Annotated in this window: 16 protein-coding genes; 2 read left to right on the forward strand and 14 right to left on the reverse strand. The window is 47.2% G+C overall.

Annotation, left to right across the window (positions count from 1 at the left end; translation table 11 throughout):
- Position 1: 1 nt before the first annotated feature.
- From K300_RS0101590 to K300_RS0101610, 5 genes are read right to left on the reverse strand one after another with little or no spacing between them, the layout of a single operon-like run.
- Positions 2-511 (reverse strand): Gx transporter family protein, encoded by a 510-nt coding sequence (locus K300_RS0101590; protein WP_022849912.1) that lies wholly within the window; start codon positions 509-511, stop codon positions 2-4.
- Positions 495-854 carry a NusG domain II-containing protein gene (locus tag K300_RS15855; RefSeq protein WP_022849913.1) on the reverse strand — a complete coding sequence of 120 codons (360 nt, stop codon included), beginning with the start codon at positions 852-854 and terminating at the stop codon, positions 495-497. Before K300_RS15855 ends, K300_RS0101590 begins: the two co-directional genes overlap by 17 nt.
- A complete protein-coding gene (locus K300_RS0101600; protein WP_022849914.1) occupies positions 844-1794 on the reverse strand; it encodes an FAD:protein FMN transferase in 951 nt (316 codons plus the stop codon). Before K300_RS0101600 ends, K300_RS15855 begins: the two co-directional genes overlap by 11 nt.
- Positions 1755-2732 (reverse strand): AmmeMemoRadiSam system radical SAM enzyme, encoded by a 978-nt coding sequence (amrS, locus tag K300_RS0101605; RefSeq protein WP_022849915.1) that lies wholly within the window; start codon positions 2730-2732, stop codon positions 1755-1757. Before amrS ends, K300_RS0101600 begins: the two co-directional genes overlap by 40 nt.
- The gene (locus tag K300_RS0101610; RefSeq protein ID WP_022849916.1) at positions 2732-3706 is read right to left on the reverse strand and encodes a polyprenyl synthetase family protein; all 975 of its coding nucleotides are present in this window, start codon (positions 3704-3706) and stop codon (positions 2732-2734) included. The genes amrS and K300_RS0101610 overlap by 1 nt, the downstream gene beginning before the upstream one ends.
- A 159-nt stretch (positions 3707-3865) precedes the next feature.
- Here K300_RS0101610 and K300_RS0101615 point away from each other — a divergent pair, with 159 nt between their 5' ends.
- Positions 3866-4549 carry a hypothetical protein gene (locus K300_RS0101615; protein WP_155827550.1) on the forward strand — a complete coding sequence of 228 codons (684 nt, stop codon included), beginning with the start codon at positions 3866-3868 and terminating at the stop codon, positions 4547-4549.
- Here the strand turns inward: K300_RS0101615 and K300_RS0101620 are convergent, their stop codons facing one another.
- Entirely contained in the window at positions 4550-5071 is a 522-nt protein-coding gene (locus K300_RS0101620; protein ID WP_022849918.1) for a gamma carbonic anhydrase family protein, read from the reverse strand. It lies immediately after the preceding gene.
- Between the two features lie 229 nt (positions 5072-5300).
- On the opposite strand from K300_RS0101620, the gene K300_RS0101625 reads away from it, so the two are divergent.
- Positions 5301-5837, forward strand: coding sequence for a cupin domain-containing protein (locus K300_RS0101625; RefSeq protein ID WP_026836238.1), 537 nt, complete (start codon positions 5301-5303; stop codon positions 5835-5837).
- A 1127-nt stretch (positions 5838-6964) separates the two neighbouring features.
- Here the strand turns inward: K300_RS0101625 and K300_RS0101630 are convergent.
- From K300_RS0101630 to accD, 8 genes are all read right to left on the reverse strand, one after another.
- On the reverse strand, positions 6965-7654 hold the full coding sequence (locus tag K300_RS0101630; RefSeq protein ID WP_022849920.1) for a DUF6134 family protein: 690 nt from the start codon (positions 7652-7654) through the stop codon (positions 6965-6967).
- Positions 7655-7760: 106 nt separating this feature from the next.
- Entirely contained in the window at positions 7761-8963 is a 1203-nt protein-coding gene (locus K300_RS0101635; RefSeq protein WP_022849921.1) for an FprA family A-type flavoprotein, read from the reverse strand.
- A gap of 191 nt (positions 8964-9154) precedes the next feature.
- The gene (gene rd, locus K300_RS16465) at positions 9155-9313 is read right to left on the reverse strand and encodes a rubredoxin (RefSeq protein WP_022849922.1); all 159 of its coding nucleotides are present in this window, start codon (positions 9311-9313) and stop codon (positions 9155-9157) included.
- Positions 9314-9367: 54 nt separating this feature from the next.
- Positions 9368-10357 (reverse strand): DHH family phosphoesterase, encoded by a 990-nt coding sequence (locus tag K300_RS0101645; RefSeq protein WP_022849923.1) that lies wholly within the window; start codon positions 10355-10357, stop codon positions 9368-9370.
- Positions 10358-10368: 11 nt separating this feature from the next.
- Entirely contained in the window at positions 10369-11421 is a 1053-nt protein-coding gene (locus tag K300_RS0101650; protein ID WP_022849924.1) for a DNA polymerase Y subunit UmuC family protein, read from the reverse strand.
- Positions 11422-11440: 19 nt separating this feature from the next.
- Positions 11441-13612, reverse strand: coding sequence for an LPS-assembly protein LptD (locus tag K300_RS0101655; protein ID WP_022849925.1), 2172 nt, complete (start codon positions 13610-13612; stop codon positions 11441-11443).
- Positions 13613-14752 (reverse strand): bifunctional folylpolyglutamate synthase/dihydrofolate synthase, encoded by a 1140-nt coding sequence (locus K300_RS0101660; RefSeq protein WP_022849926.1) that lies wholly within the window; start codon positions 14750-14752, stop codon positions 13613-13615.
- Positions 14753-15601, reverse strand: coding sequence for an acetyl-CoA carboxylase, carboxyltransferase subunit beta (gene accD, locus K300_RS0101665; protein WP_022849927.1), 849 nt, complete (start codon positions 15599-15601; stop codon positions 14753-14755). It abuts the gene before it with no gap.
- Between the last annotated feature and the right edge of the window lie 10 nt (positions 15602-15611).

The following is a 15611-nucleotide window of genomic DNA, read 5'->3' on the forward strand; positions in this document are numbered from 1 at the left end:
ATTAGGCAACCTCGGTAGAATTTTCTGCGTGTTCGAGCAGTTTGAGAGTCAGGTAACCTGTGACGGTTCCGGTCAGCACTGCAATAACGGCAAACCACGGAAGCAGAGCGTAGAGTGCATGGCTCCTGATATAGAGCGTATTCACCATAACAAACTGTATGCAGATATGGACAAATCCGCCCAGTGCTCCCATGCTTACCGGACTTATGTATTTAACGCAAAATTTGTGATATGTCAGCATGAAAAAAGCCGCCGCCATTGTGGCGGGGAGACCTATGGAGAGTTTCACTATCATATTCCCTGTGAGCAGGGGGACCAGAACGCTCTTTATCAGAGCCACTGTGAAGGCTGCCGGAGCATCAAGAACCCAGATGGCGAGCATTATGCCTATATTTGAAAGCCCCAACCTTACACCGGGTAACGGCAGGGGGATCATGTTTTCCACAACACCCAGAACGAGCGTCAGGGCAGCGTAAACACCTATGCGGGCGATCCTATCTTGATACTGCATCAGCCTCTGCCCCGTCACTGCACTCTATATAGACAGCAACCTTGTTCGGTGCGCAGACCGCCGCCTCACCGCATCCGCTTATCCACCCTGTGCGTATGCAGACCTTCGCATTGCAGTCCGATTCTATGAAGCGAACTCTGGAGTTATTGACCTCCAGGATAACATGATTTCCGATTTCATCGGTCAGGTCATACGTACTGTCATGAAAGGGGAGGGTGCGTTTATCTTTCTCTGTGACTAAAATGATGCTGGGGGCTCCATCACCTGTGAAGATGCCTCGCAGGGATATGGCGAATATAAGAAGGATCGCTATAACCAGGGCATCGGCTATCCTAGGTTTCAAATCTCCCCCAGCCGCAGAGCTTAATTGCGGTTCTATCATGCTTGTAAAGCATTACCGGGGTATCCAGCTTCTCACAAAGGATTTCAACCTCTTCGGGGGGGAGAAGGAAATACACCGTTGCAAGGCCATCCGCCTCCATACAGCTCTCTGCAATCACGCTGACACTTTTATAAAGCCTGGCAGGTTTTCCCGTTTTAGCATTGAGGATGTGGTGGTATATTACTCCGTCACGCTCGAAGAAACGTTCGTAATCGCCGCTGGTGGCTATGGCTTTGTCCTTGAGAAGAACAGTGGTAAGGATGTTTTCCGGATCGTCGGGGTGTTTGACAGCTATGCGCCATTTGCCGCTATTCTTCTCGCCGAAGGCGTATAGATCACCGCCGGCATTTACAATCCCTGCGGTTTCTCCAGCTTCCATCATTGCTTCTGCTGCTTTATCCACAATGAAGCCCTTGGAGTATGCCCCTGTATCTATGGTTGTTTCGCTGACCTTTACAATCCTATCCCTTGTGAGCAGCTCCGCTTTTATCCCCGTTTTTGTGAGTGCGTGCTCAATCTCATTCTCCGATGGAACACGGTAGGGACCCTCCGGGAATCCGTATAACTTAACAAGTCCGCCGGTGGATATATCGAACCTGCCGCCTGAAAGCTTGCTCAGTTCTGCGGCGTAGTCGAATAGGATGCGCCAGTTCTCAGAGGTTTCTATGAAAGCGCCGTCCTCTGCAACTGTGTAATTGTCCTCAAAGGATGTTATTCGATTCTCAAGGGTGTTAACAGTGTCTGCGGCTGCCTTGACGGCATCCTGCATCCCATTTTCCGAGCGGATCTCAACCAGTGTTCCGAGAGCATAAAAGATCCTTTTCTCCGGTTCATCTGCGCAGGATAATATCGTTATGCTTATTAGAAGGAGAAGTAGAGTTCTGCCGAGCAATGCGGGCATATATTCTCTCCGATGTATGATTGTGTGCGGTAGCCTGAACGGTTAACAAGTATCCTTGAGCAGGAGGGGCAGAAGGTATCCTGATTTCCCGGAACATTGCCCAGGTATACGTAGTGAAGCTTTTTCAGGGCCTTGTCCTTCATGGTCTGCAAAGTTTCTGTCGGTGTTGCGGGCTCTTTAGATTTGTGGTTCGGGAAGTATCTGGACAGGTGCAGGGGAATCCTTTTGTCTATTCCGGCTATGAAATCGATCATCTGTGTGAATGTTGCCATATCATCGTTAAGCCCGGGAATGACAAGGTTTGTCAACTCAAGGTGTACCCCGCAGCTGTGCAGGATCCTGATGGTTCGTTTAACGTCCTCGAGCCTGCCGGAGATCCCTTTGTAGAAATCCTCTGTGTAGCCCTTAAGATCAATATTTGCTGCATCGATAAGAGGGGCAAGCTCCCTCATAGGCTCCTCATTGATAAAACCGTTGCTTACGATGATATTCTTAAGACCAGCTTCACGAAAGCGCACAGAGCAGTCGTATACAAACTCGTACCACACAAGCGGTTCGTTGTAAGTGTACGCTGCACCTATACTGTTTTCACGTTTGGCTGTTTTAACAAGATAGTCCGCAGAGGTTTCGTTCCGCTCAGTTTCTGATGTGCTTATGTTCCAGTTCTGGCAGAAGGGGCAGGTGAGGTTACACCCGTTTGTTCCAACACTAAGGATCTGCGAGCCGGGGTGGAAGTGATAGAGCGGCTTCTTTTCAATGGGGTCAACGCCGGCGCCTGCAACTTCGGCGTAGGCGGTCTGCATAAACTGGCCGTCTATATTTTTACGTATGCGGCATATACCGCCGTTACCGGGGCTAATAACACAGCGGTGCGGGCAAAGGCCGCATTCAACCTTGCCGTCGGCCCGCTTTTCATACCAGCGAGCCTCGATATTCATTATTCTTCCCTTTTTATCATGTGATCCGCAAGGCATTCAAGGGCCCTGCGGTATTCGCTCTCGGGGAACATGTCCAGATTCTGTTTGGCGAGGGCAGTATACCTGTCCACAACCTCTTCCGACTTCTTCTTTACATCGTATTTTTTCATCAGTGACGTGATGTAGTCAAGGTTTTCATCGGTGGTTTTGTCCGAAACAATTATACTTCTTATCTCTTTTTTCTCTGCCTCTGTGGCAGATTCAATAAGAAGGATTACGGGGAGGGTTATCTTCCCTTCGTTCAGATCCGTTCCGGGCTTTTTACCTGTTTTACTCTCATCACCAAGGTAGTCTAGGATGTCGTCACTCATCTGGAAGGCTATCCCCAGATTCTTGCCGAACTCTCTGAGTGCGACCTGTTTATCGTTGCCAGCCTCGCCAAGTATCGCTCCGATCTCGCAACAGCTGGAGAAGAGTATGGCGGTTTTGCTGTTTATTATCTTAAGATAGTCATCAAGGGTTATCTTTATATCTGCGGTTTTTACAAGCTGGAAGACCTCCCCCTCGCTCATGGTTCTGGCGGCAACTGCCAGAATCATCTGCACCTCAGGGCTGCCATCCTTAACAAGGTTCATGAAAGCTCTGGAATAGAGAAAATCCCCGCAGAGAACCGTTATGTCATTTCCGAAGACGTTGTTTGCACTCTTTCTCCCGCGGCGGTATTTCGCACCGTCGATAACATCGTCATGGAGAAGGGTTGCGGTATGGATATATTCCACTACGCCGCTGAGCACTATGGAACGGGGTCCATTATACCCGCAGAGGAGGGACGATAAAACGAGAAAAACGGGGCGAAGACGCTTACCGCCGCTCTCGAATACGTATGACGCTACTTCATTAACCATCGGAACATCGGAGTCAAGGTTGGCAAGAAGCTCCTTCTCCACCTCATCCCTCTGGTTTTCAACCATTTTTAAGACATTTTCCAAGATCATGCTCTTTTAGCTTTCCCTCTTGAGTTGAAATTTCGGGCTTATGCTACTATCCTAAATATGACAGTTTACAGTTTATTGATGAAGTCTGCCCGAAAAGACGTTCTCAGAATATATTATTACTTGTTCTGTGTAAAGCAAAAGTAGGGCGAGGAGACAAGGTTGAGCTACACTAGCATGGAAGACGCACACCTTACATACTACAAACTGATGGATGGCCTTGAAAGCCTGCTCAATATCGGTTCGGGGAAGGTTCTTGATCTTTCATTCAATGATTTTGTGACAGCACGGCACATGGTCGACAACAGAGGGGTTCATGAGGTCCGATCGGTATCGGACATGAAGGTTATCTGTTATCCCGGCATAGAAGCTGTTCGTATAGATAGGAACCTCTCCTACACTATCAGGAGGATGCGGGCAGACACCATAGTATCCCTGGGCGGTTCCTTCCGGTTCCAGCCGATACACGACGTTATGTACTCAATCCATGGCTGCCTCTCCGTTGGGGGGAGGGTGCTTATAGCGGTTTATCCCGGTCTCTACAACATGAAAGGTAAGGATATGCTTGCGGCATATAGCGCCGGCTCAGGTATCCCTGTCGCAGAGAAGCTATCTAGATGGCACAAAACCGTATTTAACACGATCTCAAACCTCTTTGTTAACGTGAAGCAGGAAGAGGTTATCATGGACACCGACCCTGGTGAGGTCATGGCCCTTTTCTCCTCGGACTGTTTCTACCGCTATCTCTTCCGTGATTCAGCGGATTACGACAAGTTCTTCTCCCTCATCGGGGAAGAGAACCGCTATGTTCTCTCATGGAAGGTTATTAACGCTCTTAAGGTATAATTATTTCCGGCGGTCGAGATATATGTTCTTATACATAACGTACCTGTCGGCGTAGTCACGAATCCCCTTTATATCCTCCGCACTCAGCTCCTTAACAACCTTGGCCGGGCTACCCATTATCAGCGAACCTGCGGGATATTTCTTTCCCGGAGGGACAAGACTGCCTGCGGCAACTATGCTGTTTTCGCCGATAACGGCGTCATCCATAACAACGGAGCCGATGCCCACTAGGACGTTGTTCTCAATGGTGCATCCGTGAAGGGTTACGGAGTGGCCTATGGTTACAAAATCCTTCAATACTGTGGGGTAGGTATCCTTCGTGACATGGATCACAGAACCGTCCTGTACATTGGAGCACTTCCCGATGGAGATCTTCTCCACATCACCCCGGATAACCACGCTGTACCATACACTGCTGTCGTCCCCTAATTCCACATCTCCAATGACAACGGCATTGTCAGCAACAAAAACACGTTCGCCGTATTCGGGCCCCTTATCAAGTCTCCTGATGATGTTATCCATCACTTAACCTCCTAGCATGTATGCGTTATTAACGCATTCTCATAAATGAATTATCTCAATTAAAATAACACACTATACAAAATAGTCCATCTGTTAAAGTAATAATCATTGTAAAGCATTTAGTATCCTCATTATTAAAGTTTGCATTTAATTAACGAAAAACTTGACTTTATCACGATGTTTTAATATATAATATAAATTAAGAAAAATGAATATAGCGAGGAAGCAAATGGGCTATGGAACAAAACTCAGGGAGATTCGTAAGAAGCTGGGGATGACACTCGAGGATATTTCCCAGAAAACCGGCTTTACCAAGAGCTTTATAAGCCAGATTGAGAATGGAAAGAACTCCCCCTCTATCGCATCCCTTAAAAAAATATGCTATGCACTCGGCACAACCATAAGCGAGCTCTTCGAAGACGAACGAAATATTGTTAACATCTTTAAGTACGAGGACTATAACGTACTTAAAAACAAAAGTATAACTATGACCTTCCCCGCATCCAAGCTGGTTAACAGGAAGCTTGAGCCGATTATTATCGAGCTCGACCCCTACAGCGAAACAGGCTCAGAGAGCTATCAGCACATCGGTGAAGAATTCGGCTACGTGCTTGAGGGTGAGATGAGTGTTGTTATCGGCAACGAGGAGCATAACCTCAAACAGGGTGAGTCCATATACTTCAGTTCAAACCTTCCTCATAGGATAAGAAACCGGAATGATAAGCCCGCAAAGGCTTTTTGGGTGGGTACGCCGCCTAGCTTTTAATATGATTTGGGAAAAATTCCATCCATGGAAGCCTTTGATTTATCTGGGAAATTCATCATCCTGAGAATTTCCCTGCTGCTACGCTTGGCAAAGCCTTCGCTTCGCTTACTTCCATATATTTTATGAAGCGGAGCTTAATAAAATATATTTCAGGGCTCCCATCCATGGGAGCCTTTTATACATCAACCTCAAATTTTTTTTCTAAATGGGTTTTTAAGGGGTTCCTAAGGGGAAAGTTTTCCCTAAAAATTTCCCCTTAGTCTTAATTTTATCTATGGAGTTTACCATCCATGGAAATCCCATTGTTGTTCGGGCAGGGAAACCCTGCCCTCTCGCACTTCCGGCTGCGTCAGATCAGCAGAGCTGTTCTTCCTTTCGCCTACAGAGCCAACATCCGTGTTGGACTTAATTAATCTGGGAAATTCCATAGATTTAATCGGTAGCTATAACGTTTACACTTGAGAGAAAACAACGTGAGACGTGAAGCGGTTTTTCGTTAAGCAGGTGACTAGTAGCCAATAATCTGTTTAGCTAATAACCCTCTTAATCTTCCCCGAATGTTTTACAGCCGAATAAGCTCTTTTGGAACCGCCCGGAAGTTTTGGCCGCACGTGACAGACGAGGTAATCTTAAATATTGAATACATTCATGAATGATATGCGTTTACACTCCTCAGCATCAGCAAAACTTCAGGTGGAAAAAGAGTGAAATGAGGGCACCGCCATCACTTACGAATTTATGAATATAAATGAGTAACAATGGGGGCTGGAAAACCCTGAGGGAATAGTTTTGCATACTTTTGCGACAAAAGTATGGCGTGCTTTAGCACGAAACACATAAATATGTGACTTATTTCGAATATTAGTATGAAAGCAAAAAAACGCAGGGAACTTTTTAGGGAACAAAGTTACCCGCACCCCTCAAAAACCCTTATTAGGAATAAATTGCGCTTAAAGATATGGCGTGTTTTAGCGGAAAACATTAATCTGTGAATTATTTCGTATTCGACGATGTAAAGAATAAGACTAAGGGGAAGTTTTCTCTGAAGATTACCCTTCGTTAATTTTCATTATCGAATATGAAATACAAAAACTAGCGTCTGAGTTAGATTATAAGCATAAAATATATCAATCCCCTGTCTGCCGTCTGCTGTAGTCCCTCAGCACGGCTGAGAAACGTCCTTGCTCATCAGTAACATTCTGGCGGATTGGCACAAAACCCAGCTCATCCTCTGCTATCCAGATAGCGCCCTTGTTTACCTCACTGATAAATGTGAGCATGCAGACAGTTGTGAAATCGGATCCTAGTCGGCCAGACTCGTTTTTGATATGTTTGAATGTGTAGTTTAGTAATTTAAACTCTTCGAGCTTGAATATTCTGTAGTCCTTTGCTTTGCCCGTTCCGCATAGTTCACTGCCGGGTGTACCCACACTGAGGCTGTCGTATTCATCGGGCTTGAGTGTCTTTGAACCGCCCGGATTGGACTGAACCAAGTAGTTTGCGCCCTCACGTTCTGCTGTAACAGAGCGTTCATCACCATCCAGCCTGAGGCTTCCGCTGTAGCGGAGAAGACCGTTTTCATCGAAGACGCTTTTCTCCTCAAGGAAGAAGCTGATCTCGTTGAACATATCCTTCTTTTTTACGTTTATTACTTTTTCGTGACGGACTATGCCATCTTCTCTGGAGCGCTTGAAGGTGAATGAGCCGAGATGCACATTATCTGAGTATACATCGTAGGTGGATTCGATAACAACATCCTCCTCGGCGAAAAGGGGGAGGGCGATGAACATAACGATAATAAACAGTAATCTTTTCAAGGTACAAACCTCCAGATGGATTCTATAATAATGTAATTCCTTCCGGTGTATTTGAAAAGAAAAAAAGACCCTCCGCCATAACGAAGGGCCTTTGGTTATTAATCTATCAGTTTTCTAGAACGGCCATACCGAAATCACGTCCCCATGAGTATGCCTCCTTTAGCTCCTCTTCGGAGGGGGTCATCTTCGTTTTGAAAGCGGCCTGGGGTATCTTCATCCGCATGGTTTTCATGATATCTTCTGTCACCTTAACGCCTTCACCGCTCCATCCATAGGAACCGAAGGCTCCGGCAAGACGGTTTACAAGGTTGAGCACAACGAAATATGCGATGAGGTTTAGGATAGGTTTGGGAGCCTTTGCATTAAGCGTAGGCGTGCCGATGAGAACACCGTGGGATATTTCAATCTCATCGATAATCTTTTCCACAGGGAGTGCCGCCGCATCAAGCATAACTGCTTTAAGGCCAGTTTCCTCAATACCGGATTTGATCTCCTCGGCAAGCTTCTTTGTGTTGCCGTAGGCCGTGGCATAAACCACTGCAACCTGCCTTTGCTCCATGTTCTTGTAGTAGCGGTTTGCCTGTTCTCTGTACCATTCGATGTACTTTGACGCATCCTCACGGATAATGGGGCCGTGGGAGGGGCATACCATATCAATCTTTATATCCTCTATCTTCTTGAGTGCTTTAAGGATATGCTCCTTATAGGGGCGCATGATCATGGAGTAGTAGAACTTGAAGGCCTCCATCGCTTCTTCCTTATTCTTGAGCTTATCATTGAAAAGCTCTTCGCAACTGTAGTGTGCGCCGAGGAAGTCGCAGGGGAAGAGTATCTCCTCCTCCACGAGGTAGGTGAACATGGTGTCCGGCCAGTGGAGGAATGGTGTGTGGAAGAACCTGAGCGTTTTTCCGCCAAGATCAATAACGTCCTCATCACCAACAGCCCTGCCGTTGAATTCATCATTTACGATGTTTTCGACGAAGGTTTTTGCCGTTTTGGAGTATATAACCTCTATATCAGGGTTTTTCTCTATGAGAACGGGGAGGCAACCGGAATGGTCCGGCTCGTTGTGGTTGAGGATTATATAGTCGATATCCGTAACTGGGCAGATCTCTTCGATGGCCTGAATATATTTATCTTTGAAGTCGAGCTTGTTTGCCTCGATTAGTGCCTTCTTTTCAGTGCCCACTACAAGGTAGCTGTTATAGGTGGTTCCATGCTCGGTGGGGATTACAACATCGAAAACCTCGAGCTCAGGGTCTCGTACCCCCACCCAGTAAACATCTTCCTTAATCTTAAATGACTCCATATAAAGTCCTCCTGATTTCTATATTCTGAACTGTTCTTATTATCTTATCTGAACACAATAATATTTTTTATCCATATGTTCAATTTAAAAAAAGATGATTCGTGTCCGCCATTAGGTTTAATAACGTATATTCATGTATGTGGGTATTAAAAAAGGCCGCCTTAACAGCGGCCTTGGGATTTCTTTACTGATTAGTCCATCGGGTCGAAGTTGTCTTTGCCTACTCCGCACTCGGGACATACCCAGTCTTCGGGTATATCTTCGAACTTGGTACCTGGCTCAACACCGCCGTCCGGATCGCCTTTTTCGGGGTCGTAGATCCATCCGCAAACATTGCATACGTATTTCATTGCTTCCTCCTTAACTGGAATCTCTATTAAAATATATCCTTTAAATGCGACAAGTCAAATCCTTTTAGGTTCAGTACCCGTAATGCCGATTCTTTTAAGGAGCCTCTTCTTTATTTCTGTAACCGCTTCTTCGTAGGTTCTTTTTTCGAGACTTATCTGCCCTCCGGCGGATTTCATATGTCCGCCGCCAGTTCCGAGCCCTCTCACGATACTTGTGGCTATACGCCCTACAAGGCGGCGTGAGGATTTACATCGAAGGGAGAAGAAGCAGTAGTCATCTATCCTTCCGATGACAAAGGACCACTTAACATCCCGCATTCTGAGAACAAAGTCGCTTGTTTCCGCTATGAGATCAGCGTTGCGAACATCGCCAAGGTTACAGAATACAAGGTCGTCAAGTATCTCAGCTTCTTCGATCGCTTTCTTCATCGTCTTGAAATAGTATTTCGGGAGTTCGGGGTTCTCGATTTTGGTGAGTTTTTTTATGGATATGTGGGGAAATACATAGGCCATCATATCCATATCGTGCTGTGTATTGCTTCTTCCGGAACCGAAGGTGTCGGTTTTCATGCCGTAATACAGTGCTGTTGCAATATTTGCATCGGGGATAACGTCCAGCTTCTTCATATATTCAGTGACGATGGTGCACGTGCTCCCTGTTTTCGGGCGGATGTCATATATCTTGGTGCGCTTGGTCTGGGCACGGAAGTTATGGTGATCGATGACAACGTTTGGGAAATAGCCTTTTGGGATCATGACGTTGCCGGCGGTGGGCTGGGTGTCTACGACGATGAAATAATCGTACCTGGCAAAGTTCAGCTTGGATGATGGGTGCATATCTATCTTGCACGTTTTTATGAGTTCCCTGTTTTCCGCACGCCCGATAATGCCGTGGTAGGCTATGGTACATCGCTTCTGCAGCTTTTTGTAAAGGAGCATCTTAAGGCCGGCCGCTGCGGATATGGTATCCGGGTCGGGGTTGTTGTGCGTTAGAATCAGAACCTTGCGGTACGGTTTGATATCTTCCAGAATCTGTTCAATCATAGGTTTCCCACTTATTCAATGCGGTAGGTGAAGTCGAGAAGGAACTCCCCTTCGGTATCTTCAAGGGAGTAGTTGTGTTTCTCTTGTAGATCCCTGATGTTCTTTATGAACTGGGGTCTGTCGAAAAAGCTTTTCACCTCAAAGGAGACCTCATCTATGGAGAATGTGTGAATCTTATAGTCCGAGATGATCTCCCTCCGCTTGAGGAAATCCATGAAGGTCTTAACCCGTATGAATTTCCCGAAGTTTACAGCCCTGATTTCATAGTTGCTGTCCGTTGTTTTAACACCGGGAGCCTTGATTAGCTCCCTTCTAACATAATCCAGTGTTTTCCCTGCCGAGGAGCGGAACGCCTCGTTGGCGCAGGAGATTCTGCTTTCATTAACGGCCTTGCTGACGACCTTTATGGTGTTGAACTCTTTTTTTCTTGAGTAGGGCTTTGTGAAAAGCTCTACCGTACAGTACACAAGATCTCCGGTTTCTTCAAAGGAAGTGTTAACGCTGAGCATAAAAAGATACTGGGCGAGGGATGCGGAGTAGGCGGCTATAACGTCTGCGGGGCTTGGTACATCGGGCAGCCCTGAAAGGAAGTCGTCGTTATACTTCGTGGTGAAGCGTCTCTGCTCGAAGAGCTCTTTCGCTGTAGAGAGGAGCCTCTCCTTCATCTCTTCGTTCTCGGGTAGGCCGGTTATCTCAAATACGGCGCTGTTGGTGGCCTCACGTATGTAGTAGTTGATATTGTTTATGGCGATATCGTCGATATCCGCCATGATCCGGTAGGTCACCTCTGTTTCTTCCGCCTTTCGCTCAAGGATCCTGTAGCTTGTTATGAAGCGGTAGAACTCTTCGGTTATCTCCGGGATATTCTCACCCGCAGGCCTGTTTGATGAGTTGAAGAATCGGTTGAGTGTATTTTTAAGGGCTTTGTTGAAAGCCTCATCCTCTGCTTTTTTAACGTTGCCGTCTTCGATAACGGCGATGCCCGTCCCCTCTATCTCTACCGCAAGGGCAGTGGAAACGCTCATCAGCAGAAAGAGGAGCATAATAGCTGTCCAGTTTTTCATCCGGCTATCTTTAACCTTATTAGTCCAAGTTGTCAACTTCATCTGTGCTCCGTATGGTTGAAACCGGGCTCCGGAAGGTTCCCAGACCCCTCAATGTTATTGTAAGATAAATAATCTGTTCTGTGCTGGAGCGCTGTCCATCCTTATCCAGCGGGTTATAGTCCTTTGATATGAATGTGAACCCGGCATTCCAGCAGTCGGATTTATATATGGCGTCCACGGTGTATGTCTTTGTGTCCAGATCTCCGATGCTCAGGTTCCTGTTATATCCGGAGGTCTTGGCGGAAAGCCTCAGATCAAGCTTCGGGAGTGTAACACCGAGGGAGTATTCAAGGGAGGTGTTCTCATCCCCCTCCTCGTAGTCGTCATCATCCTCTTTGTTGTCGTAGGTGTACTCCTCGGAGACGAAGAAGAGGCCGTGCCTGAATTCTACCCTTTCGTTCAGATAATCGGTATCGTTGCTGTAGTAGTCGTATTTGTGCCTGGCGTAGATGTATATATCCTCGCCGTACTCCATTTCCGCTGTTGTTGTGAGAGGTGTGAACCGGGACTGATCCTCGTGGAGGTCATAACCCTGATCGAAGCCCCCTTTGAAGGTCCAGTCATCCCCTTTGAGGTAGTTTTTGAGTGTATAGGTGTATAGCTTTCTCTTCTCAATTTCGTCATAGGGGATTCTATCCGGTATGCCGGAATGGTTTAGCTCGGGTATCTCCTCGTAGCGGAATGTGTTGTATATGGAGTGTTTGAAGCTGTCGTATTTTCTGTAAATCTCGTTTAGTGAAATCTGCCACGCTCCTTTGTATAGCCTGCGGTTTATTACCCCGCCATCCTCTTCGATCTCTGCGTAGAAGTGGTCTCCAGTCTCCTTTACGCTCACTTCTTTGTCAAAGTCGCTCCAGTGTGTGGCGTAAACGGTAATAGAAGGGCGTAATGTGGCGATCTGCATGTTGATGGGAACATAAAACTCCGTTGAGGCGTGCAGTCGGGTGTATTTCTGCTGTATGGAGCGTGAATTCTCTGTATCCATATAGTAGCGGTATTCGGAATAGCGCACACGGTCGAAGTCTGCCCTGTAGTTGATACCGAAGTTTGTGAACCGGAGGTTCTTCTTAACGTAGAGGTTGGGTGAGCGGTATACATCGGTGCGTTTGTAGCTGTCGTCGTAATCCCGATACTGCATGTCGTTCTTGAGGCGAACTGCGGCATCGGCGTATTTCCATCTGCCGATAAACTTTGCCTCGGCGTAGAATTTGTTATCCGGGTTGTCGTATTGGGTCTGGCTCTGAAGCATCTCAAGATCGCCAAGGTCACGCAGATAACGGAAGTCGGAGACGTAGTTAACATCAAGGTAAAGCTCTGTATTTTTGGAAGTTTTAAGGTTTGTATCCTGAAACAGCATCCAGCGGTCCTGCTCATCGGATTCGCTCATCCAGTCGTCCATATATTCGCCGTACAGGTATACACGCTCGTTCTCCGTTATCACATGCCTGTATTCGCCGATCATCTGATAAAGTCCGCTGGTGTATGGGGTCAGACCGATGGTGAAGTCCTTGTTTACATCGATATCATGGAAGTATTTAAGCCCCAGATAGCTTCCCCGCTTTGAAGAGCTACCTATCTTCGGGATAAGCAGGCCGCTCTCACGCTCTTTCTTAATTGGGTAGACGAAGTAGGGGGTGTAGGCTATGGGTACATCCTTTATACGCATGGCGGCGTGGTTTGCCTTTATGTATTTACCGATATCCATCCTTGCATAGGAGGAGGTGAAGGACCAATCGGGGACAGGACCGGAGCAGGTGGAGAATCTGCTTTTGTTGAGTATGTAGGTAACATCCCCCGTTCTTTCCAGCTTCTCTGCCTGAAACCTGTGGAATGGTTCAACGAACCCTTCAGCATCGTAGAATGTGCCTTTCTCTGTGTTTGTATCGTATTTGAGACGGTTGCAGGTAAACTGGTTGTTTCCCTCAAGAACCCTTACAGAACCGAAGGCTTCGAGCAGGCCCGTTTCCTTGTTGTATCTAACCCTGTCCGCTTTCATTGTGGCGTTGTCCCGCAGGATCACAACATTCCCCTCGGCGTTGAAGGTTTTGTTGTCCGGGCTGGTTATGGTATCCGCCGTAAGGGTAACGCTTTCTGCATAAGCAGATATAGCGAACAGAAAGAGTAGAGAGAATAGAAGTAAGGGTCTCATTTAAATGCCGTTTTCCCAGAGAAGTTTACGAGCCGCAGCACATAGATAGAGCGATCCGGAAACAAGTATATCAGCATTTCCCGCGACTTCAACCGCTTTATTAAGGGCTTTAGAGCAGTCGGGTATCAATGTGTAAGGTCCCGACGGGAGTTTGGAGAGATTTACGCTCCTCTCGTTATCCGGTATTTCGGTGAGGATAACCTTTCGGCAGTATCGCTCTGCGATGGCTGTCATCTTTAGAATATCCCGCTCTTCGGTGGAAGAAAGAACGATAACGGCTGGAGGAGGACCCATGCCGGTGAGCAGGCTAAGAAGTCCGTTGGGGTTATGGGCACCATCCAGTATTATGTTGCCTATTCTCTCCATTCTGCACATGGGGAGTATGGGGTCTTCGCAGAGGACATCTTCTTTCAGCAGGTGTGAGCAGACAGCCTCGGCAAGCCTGAGGTTTGCATCATAGGGTCTTGGAAGTCTCTCGTTTTCGGAGAACGGCTTGATGAAGATAGCTTTATCCCGGAGCTTTACGCGGATTAAATCAGCCACATCACCGGTGTTTGCGCCGACGAAAACGGGTGAGTTCTTTTTGACTATGGCTAGCTTCTCCCACGCTATCTTGAATATGGTATTCCCCAGATATGCGGCGTGGTCGTAGGCTATGGTTGTTATTACCGGGGTCTTGTTTTCTATAATGTTGGTGGCGTCGAACCTTCCGCCGAGTCCTGTTTCGAGGATGGTGTAATCGGGGGAGTTCTCCGCAAAATAGAGCAGGGCGCATACGGTTAAAGCCTCGAAATAGCTTAGGTTGTGTTCTGTGCAGAGGTCTTTGATGCCGCTGAATATCCTGTCGAAATCATCCACTGAGATCAGATCGTAATCCAGAACAATTCTCTCACGGACCGTTTCTATATGTGGTGAGGAGAATAGGGCGGTTTTATACCCCTGTTCCTCAAGGATATCACGGATGAAGGAGCATGTGGAGCCTTTGCCGTTTGTGCCGGCTACATGGATAACATGACCCAGAGAAGATTCCTCAAATCCGAGAATATCCAGCACAGTCTCAATGCGCCCGAGGGTGAGCTCAAGGTTTTTGAACTCCCCTGTTACTCTGTAATGTTCACCGAAGAGTGTTTCGGAACTCAATTACTGTTTTCCGAAGAAATCCAGCACGGTGTGTATGTTGTTTTTCCAGTCCCTTCTATGGGAGACAAAGTCCACCATACCGTGTTCCTGCAGGAACTCTGCACGCTGGAAGCCCTCGGGGAGCTTCTGGCGTATGGTTTGTTCGATAACTCTGGGTCCTGCGAAGCAAATGAGTGAGCCGGGCTCAGCAATAATAATATCCCCAAGCATCGCATAGCTTGCGGTAACTCCGCCGGTGGTGGGGTCTGTCAGCAGTGATATATGACCTAGTCCTTCTTTCTTAAGCTTAGTGAGGGCGGCGGAGGTTTTTGCCATCTGCATGAGGGAGAGTATACTCTCCTGCATCCTAGCACCGCCGGAACAGCTTATGGTTACAACGTGTCTTCCATGGTGGATGCCGTTCTCCACAAGGCGGGTTATCTTCTCACCCACAACGCTTCCCATACTTCCGCCAAGGAAGGCGAATTCGAAGGCGCCGATATTAACCTCACGCCCGTTAACAGCTCCAACGCCGGAGATGAATGCATCGTTTATTCCGGTTTTTCTGACAGCCGCCTTGATCCGGTCGGGGTACTTCTTTGAATCACGGAATTTCAGCGGATCCAGTGAGCGGATGCCGGAGTCAAACTCCGTGAATGTATTCTCATCGGTTATGAATCCGATCTTCTGTAATGCTGAGACGGGAAAATGAAAATCGCATTTTGGACAGCACTGAAAGTTGTCTTCAATCTCCTGGCAGTAGCTAATCTCGCCGCAATGGGAGCATTTCGACCAGAGATTCTCCTTTATATCCTTCTTAGTAGAGCTGACTTTCTTGATCTTTTCCGTCAGGAAGTCCTTTATACCCATGGTTCCTCCT

The sequence above is a fragment of the Limisalsivibrio acetivorans genome (genome assembly GCF_000421105.1).
Lineage (GTDB): Bacteria > Chrysiogenota > Deferribacteres > Deferribacterales > Geovibrionaceae > Limisalsivibrio > Limisalsivibrio acetivorans.

Coding starts and splice junctions, on each gene's coding strand:
- K300_RS0101590 (WP_022849912.1), bottom strand. CDS start 511: ATGCAGTATCAAGATAGGATCGCCCGCATAGGTGTTTACGCTGCCCTG.
- K300_RS0101600 (WP_022849914.1), bottom strand. CDS start 1,794: ATGCCCGCATTGCTCGGCAGAACTCTACTTCTCCTTCTAATAAGCATA.
- amrS (WP_022849915.1), bottom strand. CDS start 2,732: ATGAATATCGAGGCTCGCTGGTATGAAAAGCGGGCCGACGGCAAGGTT.
- K300_RS0101610 (WP_022849916.1), bottom strand. CDS start 3,706: ATGATCTTGGAAAATGTCTTAAAAATGGTTGAAAACCAGAGGGATGAG.
- K300_RS0101620 (WP_022849918.1), bottom strand. CDS start 5,071: ATGGATAACATCATCAGGAGACTTGATAAGGGGCCCGAATACGGCGAA.
- K300_RS0101625 (WP_026836238.1), top strand. CDS start 5,301: ATGGGCTATGGAACAAAACTCAGGGAGATTCGTAAGAAGCTGGGGATG.
- K300_RS0101635 (WP_022849921.1), bottom strand. CDS start 8,963: ATGGAGTCATTTAAGATTAAGGAAGATGTTTACTGGGTGGGGGTACGA.
- rd (WP_022849922.1), bottom strand. CDS start 9,313: ATGAAATACGTATGCAATGTTTGCGGATGGATCTACGACCCCGAAAAA.
- K300_RS0101645 (WP_022849923.1), bottom strand. CDS start 10,357: ATGATTGAACAGATTCTGGAAGATATCAAACCGTACCGCAAGGTTCTG.
- K300_RS0101650 (WP_022849924.1), bottom strand. CDS start 11,421: ATGAAAAACTGGACAGCTATTATGCTCCTCTTTCTGCTGATGAGCGTT.
- K300_RS0101655 (WP_022849925.1), bottom strand. CDS start 13,612: ATGAGACCCTTACTTCTATTCTCTCTACTCTTTCTGTTCGCTATATCT.
- accD (WP_022849927.1), bottom strand. CDS start 15,601: ATGGGTATAAAGGACTTCCTGACGGAAAAGATCAAGAAAGTCAGCTCT.